13 protein-coding genes are annotated in these 13,809 nt (G+C 71.5%); 8 read left to right on the forward strand and 5 right to left on the reverse strand.

Annotated elements, in window-relative coordinates; all coding sequences use genetic code 11:
* Positions 1 to 27: 27 nt before the first annotated feature.
* On the reverse strand, positions 28 to 2,115 hold the full coding sequence (tkt, locus tag ACFZA0_RS04955; protein ID WP_391011306.1) for a transketolase: 2,088 nt from the start codon (positions 2,113 to 2,115) through the stop codon (positions 28 to 30).
* 409 nt (positions 2,116 to 2,524) lie between these two features.
* Here tkt and ACFZA0_RS04960 point away from each other — a divergent pair, with 409 nt between their 5' ends.
* The 4 genes from ACFZA0_RS04960 (at position 2,525) to ACFZA0_RS04975 (ending at position 6,154) form a co-directional block, all read left to right on the forward strand.
* Positions 2,525 to 3,535, forward strand: coding sequence for a heme o synthase (locus tag ACFZA0_RS04960; protein WP_391011845.1), 1,011 nt, complete (start codon positions 2,525 to 2,527; stop codon positions 3,533 to 3,535).
* Positions 3,536 to 3,651: 116 nt separating this feature from the next.
* A complete protein-coding gene (locus ACFZA0_RS04965; protein ID WP_391011309.1) occupies positions 3,652 to 4,017 on the forward strand; it encodes a hypothetical protein in 366 nt (121 codons plus the stop codon).
* 214 nt (positions 4,018 to 4,231) lie between these two features.
* The gene (locus ACFZA0_RS04970; protein ID WP_391011312.1) at positions 4,232 to 5,338 is read left to right on the forward strand and encodes an amidohydrolase family protein; all 1,107 of its coding nucleotides are present in this window, start codon (positions 4,232 to 4,234) and stop codon (positions 5,336 to 5,338) included.
* An 18-nt stretch (positions 5,339 to 5,356) separates the two neighbouring features.
* Positions 5,357 to 6,154: a nucleotidyltransferase gene (locus ACFZA0_RS04975; RefSeq protein WP_391011315.1), complete on the forward strand. Its 798-nt coding sequence runs from the start codon at positions 5,357 to 5,359 to the stop codon at positions 6,152 to 6,154.
* A 40-nt stretch (positions 6,155 to 6,194) separates the two neighbouring features.
* Here ACFZA0_RS04975 and ACFZA0_RS04980 read toward each other — a convergent pair whose 3' ends face one another.
* The 4 genes from ACFZA0_RS04980 to ACFZA0_RS04995 form a co-directional block, all read right to left on the reverse strand.
* Positions 6,195 to 7,205 (reverse strand): COX15/CtaA family protein, encoded by a 1,011-nt coding sequence (locus ACFZA0_RS04980; RefSeq protein WP_391011317.1) that lies wholly within the window; start codon positions 7,203 to 7,205, stop codon positions 6,195 to 6,197.
* Between the two features lie 120 nt (positions 7,206 to 7,325).
* A complete protein-coding gene (locus ACFZA0_RS04985; protein WP_391011320.1) occupies positions 7,326 to 8,096 on the reverse strand; it encodes an ABC transporter permease in 771 nt (256 codons plus the stop codon).
* Positions 8,093 to 9,016, reverse strand: coding sequence for an ATP-binding cassette domain-containing protein (locus ACFZA0_RS04990; protein ID WP_391011323.1), 924 nt, complete (start codon positions 9,014 to 9,016; stop codon positions 8,093 to 8,095). The genes ACFZA0_RS04985 and ACFZA0_RS04990 overlap by 4 nt, the downstream gene beginning before the upstream one ends.
* A gap of 31 nt (positions 9,017 to 9,047) precedes the next feature.
* Positions 9,048 to 9,860, reverse strand: coding sequence for an AAC(3) family N-acetyltransferase (locus tag ACFZA0_RS04995; protein WP_391011326.1), 813 nt, complete (start codon positions 9,858 to 9,860; stop codon positions 9,048 to 9,050).
* A gap of 160 nt (positions 9,861 to 10,020) precedes the next feature.
* Here ACFZA0_RS04995 and ACFZA0_RS05000 point away from each other — a divergent pair, with 160 nt between their 5' ends.
* The 4 genes from ACFZA0_RS05000 to ACFZA0_RS05015 are packed head-to-tail and all read left to right on the forward strand — an operon-like array spanning position 10,021 to position 13,808.
* Positions 10,021 to 10,818 carry an ArsR family transcriptional regulator gene (locus tag ACFZA0_RS05000; RefSeq protein ID WP_391011329.1) on the forward strand — a complete coding sequence of 266 codons (798 nt, stop codon included), beginning with the start codon at positions 10,021 to 10,023 and terminating at the stop codon, positions 10,816 to 10,818.
* Positions 10,815 to 12,245 carry a Fe-S cluster assembly protein SufB gene (gene sufB, locus ACFZA0_RS05005; protein ID WP_391011332.1) on the forward strand — a complete coding sequence of 477 codons (1,431 nt, stop codon included), beginning with the start codon at positions 10,815 to 10,817 and terminating at the stop codon, positions 12,243 to 12,245. The genes ACFZA0_RS05000 and sufB overlap by 4 nt, the downstream gene beginning before the upstream one ends.
* Positions 12,246 to 12,303: 58 nt before the next feature.
* On the forward strand, positions 12,304 to 13,485 hold the full coding sequence (sufD, locus tag ACFZA0_RS05010) for a Fe-S cluster assembly protein SufD (RefSeq protein ID WP_391011334.1): 1,182 nt from the start codon (positions 12,304 to 12,306) through the stop codon (positions 13,483 to 13,485).
* Positions 13,482 to 13,808: a Rieske 2Fe-2S domain-containing protein gene (locus ACFZA0_RS05015; RefSeq protein ID WP_391011337.1), complete on the forward strand. Its 327-nt coding sequence runs from the start codon at positions 13,482 to 13,484 to the stop codon at positions 13,806 to 13,808. Before sufD ends, ACFZA0_RS05015 begins: the two co-directional genes overlap by 4 nt.
* Position 13,809: the final 1 nt, after the last annotated feature.

Here is a 13,809-nt window from a genome sequence, read left to right on the forward strand (position 1 = left end):
ATCTCCTACGTGTCGTTTTTGTGGGCGTCAGCTACGGGCCGCGGCGATCGATTCCCGGGCGACCGCGGCGACGTTCTCCGCGGTGAAACCGAATTCACGGAAGAGAACCTTGGCGTCGGCCGAGGCACCGAAGTGCTCCAGGGAGACGATGCGGCCGGCGTCACCGACGTACTTGTGCCACGTCAGACCGATACCGGCCTCCACCGCGACGCGCGCCTTCACGGACGGCGGCAGAACGCTCTCCCGGTACCCCTGGTCCTGCTCTTCGAACCACTCCACCGACGGCATGGAGACCACGCGCGTCGGCACGCCGTCGGCCTGGAGCTGCTCGCGCGCCTCGACGGCGACGTGCACCTCGGAACCGGTGGCGATCAGGACGACCTCGGCGTCGCCGCCCTCGGCCTCGAACAGGACGTAACCGCCCTTGGCCGCGTCGTCGTTGGGCTCGTACACCGGCACGCCCTGACGCGTCAGCGCGAGGCCGTGCGGGGCGCCCTTGGCGAAGTCCTTGGTCCAGCGGCGCTGGATCTCGCGCCAGGCGATCGCCGTCTCGTTGGCGTCGGCCGGGCGGACCAGGTTGAAGCCGGGGATGGCGCGCAGCGAGGCCAGGTGCTCGACCGGCTGGTGCGTCGGGCCGTCCTCGCCGAGGCCGATCGAGTCGTGCGTCCAGACGTACGTGACCGGGATGTGCATCAGCGACGACAGGCGCACGGAGTTGCGCATGTAGTCGGAGAACACCAGGAAGGTGCCGCCGTAGACACGCGTGTTGCCGTGCAGCGTGATGCCGTTCATCTCGGCGGCCATCGAGTGCTCGCGGATGCCGAAGTGCACGGTGCGCCCGTACGGGTCGGCCTCCGGCAGCGGGTTGCCCGCCGGGAGGAACGAACTGGTCTTGTCGATGGTGGTGTTGTTGGAGCCGGCGAGGTCGGCGGAGCCGCCCCACAGCTCCGGCAGCACCGGGCCGAGCGCCTGGAGCACCTTGCCGGACGCAGCACGGGTCGCGAGCGAGGTGCCCGTCTCGAAGACCGGGATCTTCTCCTCCCAGCCGGTGGGCAGTTCGCCCGCGGCGATGCGGTCGAACTCGGCCGCCCGGTCCGCGTTGGCGTCGCGCCACTGCTGGTACGTCTTCTCCCACGCGGCCTTGGCCTCGCGGCCGCGGTCCAGCGCCTCACGGGTGTGGGCCAGGACCTCGTCGGCGACCTCGAAGGTCTTCTCCGGGTCGAAGCCGAGGACGCGCTTGGTGGCGGCCACCTCGTCGTCGCCCAGCGCCGAGCCGTGCGCGGCCTCGGTGCCCTGTGCGTTCGGGGCGGGCCACGCGATGATCGAGCGCATCGCGATGAACGACGGCCGGTCGGTGACCGCCTTCGCCGCGGCGATCGCGTTGTAGAGGGCGTGCGGGTCCAGGTCGCCGTCCGGCTTCGGGTCGACGCGCTGCACGTGCCAGCCGTACGCCTCGTAGCGCTTGACGGTGTCCTCGGAGACGGCCGTCTCGGTGTCGCCCTCGATCGAGATGTGGTTGTCGTCCCACAGCAGGATCAGGTTGCCGAGCTTCTGGTGACCGGCCATCGAGGACGCCTCGGCGGAGATGCCCTCCTGGAGGCAGCCGTCGCCCGCGATCGCGAAGATGTAGTGGTCGAACGGGGATTCGCCCTGCGGCGCCTCCGGGTCGAACAGGCCGCGCTCGTAGCGGGAGGCCATCGCCATGCCCACCGCGTTGGCGACACCCTGGCCGAGCGGACCGGTCGTCGTCTCGACGCCCGTGGTGTGCCCGTACTCCGGGTGGCCGGGGGTCTTCGAGCCCCACGTCCTGAACGCCTTCAGGTCGTCCAGCTCCAGGCCGAAACCGGCCAGGTAGAGCTGGGTGTAGAGGGTCAGCGACGAGTGACCGGCGGACAGCACGAAGCGGTCGCGGCCGACCCAGTTCGCGTCGGCCGGGTCGTGCCGCATGACCTTCTGGAAGAGGGTGTACGCGGCAGGGGCAAGGCTCATCGCCGTTCCGGGATGGCCGTTGCCGACCTTCTGTACGGCGTCGGCTGCCAGGACGCGCGCGGTGTCCACGGCACGCTGGTCCAGCTCGGTCCACTCGAGGTCTGTGATGGTCGGCTTGGTGCTCACCCTGAGTCAGGGCTCCTCTCCACAATTCGCGAGCCGGTGCACATGACGTCCACCGGCTGCCGGCGTCCGGGGGTAGACGGCCTGGCTTTGCCGAGCCTACCCCCGTAAGAACGTGCATTTTTTCGAGTCATTCCAGACTGCCGGGACTCTTCCCGATCCGCCTCCCGACAAGTGCGTTCCGTATTCGGCAACTGAATACGGAGCCGCTCATCTGACCGCTCAATCGAACCCCGGTACGCACGTCTGACACTCCCTTTCCCGGGCCGGACGCGCAGGTGGGACCACACGGGTCAACACGAGCCCACCCCCGCGAAGGTCGGGGTATGGGCAACGTCTAGAGTGGCGTGGTACGCGCGGATCTTTACCGGTACTTCATCCGGTGGGAGCCGCTGGGATGTCTCTGTCAGGGGTGTGCGTGACGGCCGTTGAATCCCGTCCCGGGGGTACCACCCGTGCCCTCAAGGCCATGGGGGAGGACGCCCTTGCCTCTGAGGCCGCCGGGAAGCCCGGAGCGAGCCGGAGTCCGGGCGACCGGCCGTTCGGGGCCCGCGTCAAGGCGTTCGTGGCGCTGACGAAGCCGCGGATCATCGAGCTGCTGCTGATCACCACCGTTCCGGTGATGTTCCTGGCGCAGCAGGGTGTGCCCGACCTGAGGCTGGTCCTGCTGACCTGCCTCGGCGGCTACCTCTCCGCGGGCGGCGCCAACGCCCTGAACATGTACATCGACCGCGACATCGACGCGCTCATGGACCGCACCTCGCAGCGGCCCCTGGTCACCGGGATGGTCGCCCCGCGCGAGTGCCTGGTCTTCGGCATCTCCCTCGCGGTCGTCTCGACGCTCCTGTTCGGACTGACCGTCAACTGGCTGTCCGCGTGGCTCTCCCTCGGCGCGCTCCTCTTCTACGTGGTCGTCTACACGATGATCCTCAAGCGCCGCACCTCGCAGAACATCGTGTGGGGCGGCATCGCCGGATGCCTGCCGGTCCTCATCGGCTGGTCGTCCGTCACGGACTCCATGTCGTGGGCCCCGGTCGTGCTCTTCCTCGTGATGTTCTTCTGGACGCCGCCGCACTACTGGCCGCTCTCCATGAAGGTCAAGGAGGACTACGCCCGCGTGGGCGTCCCGATGCTCCCGGTCATCGCCTCCAACAAGGTGGTCGCCCGGCAGATCGTGATCTACAGCTGGGTGATGGTCGCGGTGTCGCTGCTGCTGACCCCGATGGGCTACACCGGCTGGTTCTACACCTCGGTCGCGCTGGTCGCCGGCGGCTGGTGGCTCTGGGAGGCGCACGCGCTCCAGAACCGCGCCAAGTCGGAGAGCACGGGCGGCAAGCTCAAGGAGATGCGGCTCTTCCACTGGTCCATCACCTACGTGTCGTTGCTCTTCGTGGCGGTGGCGGTGGACCCCTTCCTCCGGTAGGCACTCCTTCGGCGGTACGCCGGACTCGGCGGCTTCCCGAAACGGCCGGGGTGCGTGGGCAAGACCACGCACCCCGGCCGTCGCCGTTCCCCTTACCCGTCGGTAGCATCCTGGCCATGGCAGACACGCAGCAGGTTGACGAGGGCGCCGAGGCCGCCGGGGCAGGTCAGGACCGCAGGACCGAGCGCACCGTCGCCCGGCTCGCCAAGCAGATCGGCGCCTTCGCGCGCGAGCACGGCGGTGCCGAGGGGCAGGTCGCGTACATCGGCGAACGCGGCGCGCGGATCGTGCTGGTCGGCGAGGACGGCGGCTGGGGCGACCTGGTGGCCCCCTCGTACGCGCTCGCCGAGCAGGCCGTCGAGCGTTCCGGGATCACCGTGCACGAGTCGTTCGACGGGGAGTTCGCGGCCAAGGTGCGGACCGGGCCGTACGAGTGGAAGCGGATGGCGGGCATCCAGCTCGGGGCGCCCCGCAACGGCTGACGGGCGGGCGGACGGCGGGCGGTCGATGGCGCCGGTGGCGACGGGCGGCCGGGACGGTTCTCCGGAACGGCCGGCTCCCCCTCCGTCACCCACCGTGACAGCAACACCTGACGCCCCGTTCACCCGTTAGGACCGTAGGAGCGCGGGGTGCGCCGACGCACCCCCGGGGCACCGGCGTCCCGGTGCGCGCACGGTCCCGTCACGGGGAGCCCGGATGATCGAGACGCCGTCCCTCGTGGACCAGTACTGCCACGGCGTGCTGAGAACGGAGCTGGGACTCGGCACGTTCGAGGCCCAGCTCGCCCGCACCGAGGGGCCGCCCGCGCCGGGCACCACCCTCTTCGACACCCAGACCGGGTTCGCCGTACGCCGCTGGTGCCCCCCGCTGCTGGACCTGGAGGCGCACTGCCCGCCCGCCCGCTACCTGGCCCGCCGTCGTGAACTCGGCGTACTGGAAACGGGCCGCAGGCTGCTGCGCGGCAGCGGCGTCTCGACGTACCTCGTCGACACCGGGCTGCCCGGCGACCTCAGCACTCCGGCGGAGCTGGCCCGCACGGGCGACGCCGCCGCCCACGAGATCGTCCGCCTCGAACTCCTCGCCGAACAGGTCGCCGACACCTCGGGCACCGTGGAGTCCTTCCTCGCCAACCTCGCCGAGTCGGTGCACGGGGCCGCCGCGCACGCCGCCGCGTTCACCTCGGTCGCCGGGGTGCGGCACGGCCTCGCCCTCGCGCCGGAACCGCCGGGTCCCGGGGAGGTGCGCGGTGCCGCGGGCCGCTGGCTGGCCGGGCGCCGGGTCGGGGGCACGCTCAGCGACCCGGTGCTGCTGCGCCACGTGCTGTGGATCGCGGTCGCCTCGGGCCGCCCCATCCAACTGCACGCGGGGCTGGGCGAACCCGGCCTGCGCGTCGACCGCACGGACCCCCTGCTGCTCACCGACTTCGTCCGCGCGACCGCGGGCCTCGGCACCGACCTCGTCCTGCTGCACGGCTACCCGTACCACCGGCACGCCGCCCATCTCGCGGGCTTCTTCTCGCACGTCTACGCGGACGCCGGCGCGGGAGTGGTCCGCGCGGGTGCCGGGGCCGCCCACGTCCTCGCCGAGATCCTGGAACTGGCGCCGTTCGGCAAGATCGTCTTCTCCAGCGGGGCGCACGGCCTGCCCGAGCTGCACCTCGTCGGCGCACGGCTGTTCCGCGAGGCCCTGACCCGGGTGCTGGGCGGCTGGGTCGCCGACGGCGCCTGGTGCGCGGCGGACGCGCAGCGGGTGGCCGACCTGATCGCCTCGGGCAACGCCCGGCGGGTGTACGGCCTGGGCTGAGGCGTCCAGACTGGGCGAATGCCGAGCAGCAGCCCTCCCGCGCGGACGACCGCCCTCCTCGACCGCTTCGTCGCCGCCCTCGCGCCGCTTGACCCCCTCGCGGTCTGGGCGCACGGCTCGCTCGGCGGGGGCGACTACCAGGAGGGCCGCAGCGACCTCGACCTCGTCGCGGTGCTGCCCGCGGCGTCCGGGACGGGGAAGGGCGTCGCCCGCGCGGTGGTCGCCCTGCACCGCGCCCTGCGCGACGATCCGCTCGCCGCCGGTCTGCTGCACTGTTCCTACCTGGTCCCGGGCACCCTCGACGACCCGGAGCACCGGCATCCGACCTGGGCGCACGGCCACCTCCTGCGCCGCCCGGTCACCCCGGTCACCCGGCGTGAACTGCACACGCACGGGCGGGTGCTGCGCGGGATGCCGCCCGGGGCGCTGCTCCCCGACGTCGACGACGAACGGCTGGCAACGTTCGTCGTGCGCGACCAACGGGACTTCTGGCGGCCCGCGGTACGCAGGCGGCGGCGCTGGCGGCAGGGGATCTGGGTCGACCTCGGCCTGCTGACGCACGCCCGTGCCGTGGTCACCCTGCGCGAGGGACGTCTGATCACCAAGGGGGAGGCGCTGGACCTGCTGCCGTCGCTGGGCGCCCCGGTGTCCGTGGTCGAGGACGTCCGGGCACGGCGCTACGGGGCGCGCGGGCCGGCGGTCTCGCACGACGGGGACGACGCCCCGATCGACGACTCCTGGCGTGTACGGCGCGCGGAACTCACGCGCGCGTACCTCGGCCCGGCGATCGACCGGTTGGTGCGCGCCTACGGCTGAGGCGGGCGGCCGGCGGCGGTGCGTGAGGCGGCCCGCGCCGTCACAGCTGGGGCGCGAGCGTCTTCCGGTTGGCCTGGCCGGGGAGTTCGGCCGTTTCGTCGGGGCGGTCGCGCAGCGACAGCAGGACGCGCAGCGCCCCGATCCACACGAGCCCCGAGCCGAGCATGTGCAGGGCGACCATGGCCTCGGGGAGGTTGGTGAAGTACTGGATGTACCCGATGACGCCCTGGCCGAGCAGGATCAGGAACAGGTCCCGGGTCCGGTCCAGCGGGCCCCTGGGGGCGTCGACCGCCTTGAGCACGAACCACAGCGCGAAGGTCAGCGTCACGACGATCCAGGCCAGCGTGGCGTGCATCTTCGCCACCGTCTCCCAGCTGACGGCCATCCGCGCGACCTCGCTGGAGTCGCCTGCGTGCGGTCCCGCGCCGGTCACCACGGTGCCGACGACGAGGAGCAGCGCGGTCGCCGCCACCAGGAACCACACGAGCTGCTGGATGGCCCTGCCGACCAGCGGACGCGGCTCGCCGTCGCCCTCGCGGGTGCGCTGCCACATCACGGTCGCGACCGCGATCAGCGCGGAGGACAGCAGGAAGTGCGCGGCGACCGTGTACGGGTTCAGACCGACCAGGACGACGATGCCGCCGAGGACCGCGTTGCCCATGACGACCCAGAACTGCGCCCAGCCCAGCCGGGTCAGCGGCCGCCGCCACGGCTTCTGCGAACGGGCGGCGACGATCGCCCAGCCGATGGCCGCGCACAGCACGTACGTCAGCATGCGGTTGCCGAACTCGATGACGCCGTGCACGCCCATGGCGCTCGTGGTGGTCAGCGAGTCCCCGGTGCACTTGGGCCAGGTCGGGCAGCCGAGCCCGGAACTGGTCAGCCGCACGGCACCGCCGGTGACCACGATGACCACCGACATCACGAGCGCGGACAGCGCGGACCGCCGCACCGTGCGCGGCTGGGGCGTCCAGCGGGCGGCGATGAAGGCGAGGGGGTTGCGCACGGCGGATACGACGTCGGCACGGGTCACGTTTGGCACGCGCACCATCGTAGGGGGCTGCTTGTGCACGAATTCACGTGGGTGCGGCGGTGTCCGCCGAAACCGTCCTGAGCTGGGGCGACGCGGGCGCCCGCCACGCGTTCGCGGTGCCCTCGCGCGCGGGGCGCCTCACTCCCACCGGAACAGCCACCCGGCGGCCGCCAGCCCCGCGACCGCCCACACCGCGAGGATGCCCAGGTCGCCCCACGGCATCGCGGCCCCGTGCTGGAGGACCGCGCGCAGGCCGTTGGAGAGGGCGGAGATGGGGAGGGCGTCCAGGACGTGGCGGGCGGCCGGCGGGAACTTGGTCAGGGGGACGACGACGCCGCCGCCCACCAGGAGCAGCAGGAAGACCAGGTTGGCCGCCGCCAGCGTCGCCTCCGCCTTGAGGGTGCCCGCCATGAGCAGGCCGAGGCCGGAGAACGCCGCCGTGCCGAGGACCAGGAGCAGGAAGACCGCGAACGGGTTGCCGTGCGGGGACCAGCCCAGCGCGTAGGCGATCACCGTCAGCAGGATCACCTGGAGGATCTCGGTGACCAGCACGGCCGCCGTCTTCGCCGTCATCAGGGCCCAGCGCGGCAGCGGGGAGGCGGCCAGGCGCTTGAGGACGCCGTAGCGGCGTTCGAAGCCCGTGGAGATGGCCTGGCCGGTGAACGCCGTGGACATCACGGCCAGCGCCAGGACGCCGGGGGTCAGGAAGTCGACGGAGTCGCCCGCGCCGGTGTCGACGATGTCCACCGTGCTGAAGAGGACGAGCAGCAGCGTCGGGATCACGACGGTCAGCAGGAGCTGCTCGCCGTTGCGCAGCAGCATCCGGGTCTCCAGCGCCGCCTGCGCCGCGATCATGCGGGGGAGGGGGGCCGCGCCGGGCGCCGGGGTGTAGGTGCCGGTGGCGGTCACGTGCGCAGCTCCTTGCCGGTGAGTTCGAGGAAGACGTCCTCCAGGGTGTGCCGCTCCACCGAGATGCGGTCGGGCAGCACGCCGTGCTGCGCGCACCAGGACGTCACCGTGGCGAGCAGCTGCGGGTCGATGGTGCCGACGACGCGGTAGGTGCCCGGGGTCAGTTCCGCGGCGGTGCAGTCGGAGGGGAGGGCCTTGAGGAGCGAGCCGACGTCGAGGCCGGGGCGGCCGCCGAAGCGCAGGGTGTTCTCCGCGCCGCCGCGGCACAGCTGCTCGGGGGAGCCCTGGGCGACGACGCGGCCCGCGTCGATGATCGCCACGTCGTCCGCGAGCTGTTCGGCCTCGTCCATGAAATGCGTGGTCAGGATGACGGAGACGCCGTCGGCGCGCAGGTCGCGGACCAGGTCCCAGGTCGCGCGCCGGGCCTGCGGGTCGAGGCCGGCGGTCGGTTCGTCGAGGAAGACCAGTTCGGGACGGCCCACCACGGCCATCGCCAGCGCGAGGCGCTGCTGCTGGCCGCCGGAGAGCCGGCGGTAGGCGGTGCGGCCGCAGCCGTCGAGGCCCAGGCGTTCGATCAGGGCGTCCACGTCGAGCGGGTGTGCGTGCAGGCGGGCCACGTGGCGCAGCATCTCGTCGGCGCGGGCGCCGGAGTAGACGCCGCCGGACTGGAGCATCACGCCGATCCTCGGCCGCAGCCGCGCCGACTCCCGCACGGGGTCGAGACCCAGCACGCGGACGGTGCCGGAGTCGGGCTTCCGGTATCCCTCGCAGGTCTCGACCGTGGTCGTCTTGCCCGCCCCGTTGGGGCCGAGCACGGCGGTCACGCCCGGTCCGGCCGTCAGGTCGAGGCCGTTCACCGCGGTCTTCGTGCCGTACCGCTTCACCAGGGCCTGCACCTGGACCACGGACTCGCTTCGCATGGCTCAAGAGTCTAGGTACGCGCCGGGCGGCTCAGACCGGCGGGTGCGGGAACTCCTCCGCACGGGGGCGGTGCACGGGCAGCCACCGTTCGGCGTAGGCGACCGCGTCGGCCAGCGGGAACAGGCGCGAGCGGGCCGCGCCGACCGTGCCGCGCAGGACCGGGCGGTCGCGCTCGAAGTCGTTGCCCAGCTCCTCGAAGCCCTCCGAGGAGATCGACACCTCGTCCGCCGTCTCCCAGCCGCCGGGGCCGGGCCGTCCCAGCCGGAGCACGGGGGAGTCCACGCGGTACTCGGCCAGGTGGAAGGCGGTGCAGGTGTCCCAGCCGGTGCCCAGTTGCAGGATCCGGGCGCCCGCAGCCTCCAGCAGGGCCAGCGGGCTGCGCTCGCCGAGTCGGCAGTCGGTGGCGTGCGAGCCGGTGAACTCCGCGGCGCGCGGGCCGAGCGCCGCGAACGACGTCTGCGGGTGGGCGCTGCGCAGCGCACCGGGCCAGGTGCGCACGGTGTCCGCGACGGCGCCCATGCCGGGGCTGGGCGTGGTGCGCGGGTCGTACGGCGGCATCGTGGCGCGGATCGTCTCCCACCACTCCTCGGGCACCGGCGGCGCCTGCCACAGCGCGGGGTCGGAGAGGTCGCCCGACTGGGCCGGGACGACGAGCGTGCCGTCCGGGCCGACCGCGTCCAGCAGGCCCTGGACGACGGCCACGGGACCGCCGCAGACCCAGCCGAGTGAACTGAGCGAGGAATGCACGAGGAGCGACTCGCCCGGTCGGACGCCGAGCTCGCGCAACTCCGCCGCGACGGTGTCGCGGGTCACAAGAGGGCCGGTGGGAGGGGGTGTGGGCATGGGGTGGGAGTATCCCGGAGGCGGGCGTCCGGTGCCACCGGTTTGATCGATCAAAGATCGTTTCCGCAGGTCAGCTTAGGTATACCTAAGTGACGCAGGGCACCCGGGCCGGCCGGGGTGCGGGTTGTCAGGCCCTGAGTAATTACGCAACAATGGCGTTGTGAAATACGTCGGCGAGGCTCGGGAGGCCCCCATGGGAACTCCGCAGGAGGAGCTCGCGGCCGGTGTGCGCTCGGACCGTTCGACGCGCAACCGGGTCGCGCGGTCGATCCTGGACCACGGTCCCTCGACCGTCGCCGAGCTGGCCGGACGTCTGGGCCTCACGCAGGCCGCGGTCCGCCGGCATCTCGACACCCTGCTCGCCGACGACGTCGTCGTGGCCCGCGCCCAGCGCGTGTACGGGGCCCGCACCCGCGGCAGGCCCGCCAAGGCCTTCGCCCTGACGGACTGCGGCCGGGACGCCTTCGACCAGTCCTACGACAAGCTCGCCGCCGACGCCCTGCGCTTCATCCAGGAGCGGTTCGGCGGGGACGCGGCCGTCGTCGCGTTCGCCCGCGCCCGGTTCGCCGAGCAGGCCGCCGCCTACCGCTCGGCCGTCGACGCCGCCGCGCCGGAGGACCGTACCGAGGCCCTCGCTAGGGCGCTCACCGCGGACGGGTACGCTGCGGCGGCACGCAGCGCACCGGCACCCCACCTCGGCGAGCAGCTGTGCCAGCACCACTGCCCGGTGGCCCACGTCGCGGAGGAGTTCCCGCAACTCTGCGAGGCGGAGACAGAGGTCTTCTCGCAACTTCTGGGAACCCATGTCCAGCGGCTCGCGACCATCGCGCACGGAGACGGCGTCTGCACGACGTTCATCCCCAAGGCCTCGCACACCGCGCAGGCGGCCAAGGCCGTCGAGGCTCCCCGCACCACCCACAACACATCTGCAAGCACGGCCGGGAGGAACCCCGCATGACGCTCCCCACGGAGACAACGGAGACTGCTCACCCCGAGCTCGACGGTCTGGGCAACTACGAATACGGCTGGGCCGACTCCGACGTTGCCGGTGCCGCTGCCAAGCGTGGCCTGAGCGAAGAGGTCGTCCTCGACATCTCGGGCAAGAAGTCCGAGCCCGAGTGGATGGCCAAGCTCCGCCTCAAGGGCCTGAAGCTGTTCGAGAAGAAGCCCATGCCCAACTGGGGCTCGGACCTCTCGGGCATCGACTTCGACAACATCAAGTACTTCGTGCGCTCCACGGAGAAGCAGGCGGAGTCCTGGGAGGACCTGCCCGAGGACATCAAGAACACGTACGACAAGCTCGGCATCCCCGAGGCGGAGAAGCAGCGCCTCGTCGCCGGTGTCGCGGCCCAGTACGAGTCCGAGGTCGTCTACCACCAGATCCGCGAGGACCTGGAGGAGCAGGGCGTCATCTTCCTCGACACCGACACCGCGCTGAAGGAGCACCCGGAGCTCTTCAAGGAGTACTTCGGCACCGTCATCCCGGTCGGCGACAACAAGTTCGCGTCGCTCAACACGGCCGTGTGGTCCGGCGGTTCCTTCATCTACGTGCCGAAGGGCGTGCACGTGGAGATCCCGCTCCAGGCCTACTTCCGCATCAACACGGAGAACATGGGCCAGTTCGAGCGGACGCTGATCATCGTCGACGAGGACGCCTACGTCCACTACGTCGAGGGCTGCACCGCGCCGATCTACAAGTCGGACTCGCTGCACTCCGCGGTCGTCGAGATCATCGTCAAGAAGGGCGCCCGCTGCCGTTACACGACCATCCAGAACTGGTCGAACAACGTCTACAACCTGGTCACCAAGCGCGCCGTCGCCTACGAGGGCGCGACCATGGAGTGGATCGACGGCAACATCGGCTCCAAGGTGACGATGAAGTACCCCGCCGTCTACCTGATGGGCGAGCACGCCAAGGGCGAGACGCTCTCCATCGCGTTCGCGGGCGAGGGCCAGCACCAGGACGCCGGTTCCAAGATGGTCCACATGGCGCCGAACACGTCCTCGAACATCGTCTCCAAGTCGGTGGCGCGCGGCGGCGGCCGGACCTCCTACCGCGGTCTGGTCGAGATCGGCGAGGGCGCGCACGGCTCGAAGTCCAACGTGCTCTGCGACGCGCTGCTCGTCGACACCATCTCCCGCTCCGACACCTACCCCTACGTGGACGTCCGCGAGGACGACGTGTCGATGGGCCACGAGGCGACCGTCTCCAAGGTCAGCGACGACCAGCTCTTCTACCTGATGAGCCGCGGCATGACCGAGTTCGAGGCCATGGCGATGATCGTGCGCGGCTTCGTCGAGCCGATCGCCAAGGAACTCCCCATGGAGTACGCCCTGGAGCTCAACCGGCTGATCGAGCTGCAGATGGAGGGCGCGGTGGGCTGACCGCCCCCGTCCACCCCCATCAAGCCATTCCGTTAAGAAAGCGAGCATGACGACAGCCATGGCTGAGGCTCAAACCATCCCCGTGGGCTCCACCACCACCGGCGCGATCGCCGTGGCCGGCGAGTCGACCGTCGCCACGCGCATGAGCGCGCCGCCCTCCTACGACGTCGCGGACTTCCCGGTCCCGCACGGCCGCGAGGAGGAGTGGCGGTTCACCCCGCTGGAGCGGCTGCGCGGCCTGCACGACGGCACCGCCGTCGCGACCGGCGGCGTCAAGGTCGCCGTCGAGGCCCCCGAGGGCGTCACGGTCGAGACCGTCGGCCGTGACGACGCGCGCGTGGGCCGTGCCGGCACCCCGGTGGACCGCGTCGCGGCGCAGGCGTACTCCGCCTTCGACAGGGCCTCGGTCGTGACCGTCGCCAAGGACACCGTCCTCACCGAGCCGATCCGCGTCGCCGTGCACGGCGAGGGCGGCACCGCCTACGGCCACACGGTCGTCGAGCTGGGCGCGTTCGCCGAGGCCGTGGTCGTCATCGACCACACCGGCGACGCCGTGCTCGCCGCCAACGTCGACTACGTCCTCGGTGACGGTGCCAAGCTCACCGTCGTCTCCGTGCAGGACTGGGACGACAAGGCCGTGCACCTGGCCCAGCACAACGCCCTCGTCGGCCGTGACGCGAGCTTCAAGTCCGTCGTCGTCACCTTCGGCGGCGACGTGGTCCGGCTGAACCCGCGCGTCGTCTACGCGGGCCCCGGCGGCGAGGCCGAGCTGCTCGGCCTCTACTTCACCGACCGCGGCCAGCACCAGGAGCACCGGCTCTTCGTCGACCACAACGCCCCGCACTGCAAGTCCCACGTCGTGTACAAGGGCGCCCTCCAGGGCGACGACGCGCACGCCGTGTGGATCGGCGACGTGCTGATCGAGGCGAAGGCCGAGGGCACCGACACCTACGAGATGAACCGCAACCTCGTCCTCACGGACGGCGCGCGGGTCGACTCGGTGCCGAACCTGGAGATCGAGACCGGCGAGATCGTCGGCGCCGGGCACGCCTCGACGACCGGCCGCTTCGACGACGAGCAGCTGTTCTACCTGATGGCCCGCGGCATCCCCGAGCAGGACGCCCGCCGTCTCGTCGTGCGCGGCTTCTTCGCCGAGCTGGTCCAGCAGATCGGCGTCGCGGACATCGAACAGCGCCTGCTCGGCAAGATCGAGGAGGAGCTGGAGGCATCCGTCGGATGACCGACCAGATCTTCGTGCGCGCCTGCGCGGCGAGCGAGCTGACCGAGGACACCCCCAAGCGGGTGGAACTCGGCGGTACGCCGGTGGCGGTCGTCCGTACCGGGGGAGAGGTGTTCGCCATCAACGACATCTGCTCCCACGCGAACGTCTCGCTCTCCGAGGGCGAGGTGGAGGACTGCCAGATCGAGTGCTGGCTGCACGGCTCCGCCTTCGACCTGCGCACCGGCAAGCCGTCCGGCCTGCCCGCGACGCGCTCCGTCCCCGTATACCCCGTAAAGATCGAAGGGGACGACGTGCTCGTCTCCCTCAACCAGGAGTCCTGAG

Origin of the sequence: Streptomyces sp. NPDC008150, from assembly GCF_042956945.1 — a bacterium.
GTDB lineage: Bacteria > Actinomycetota > Actinomycetes > Streptomycetales > Streptomycetaceae > Streptomyces.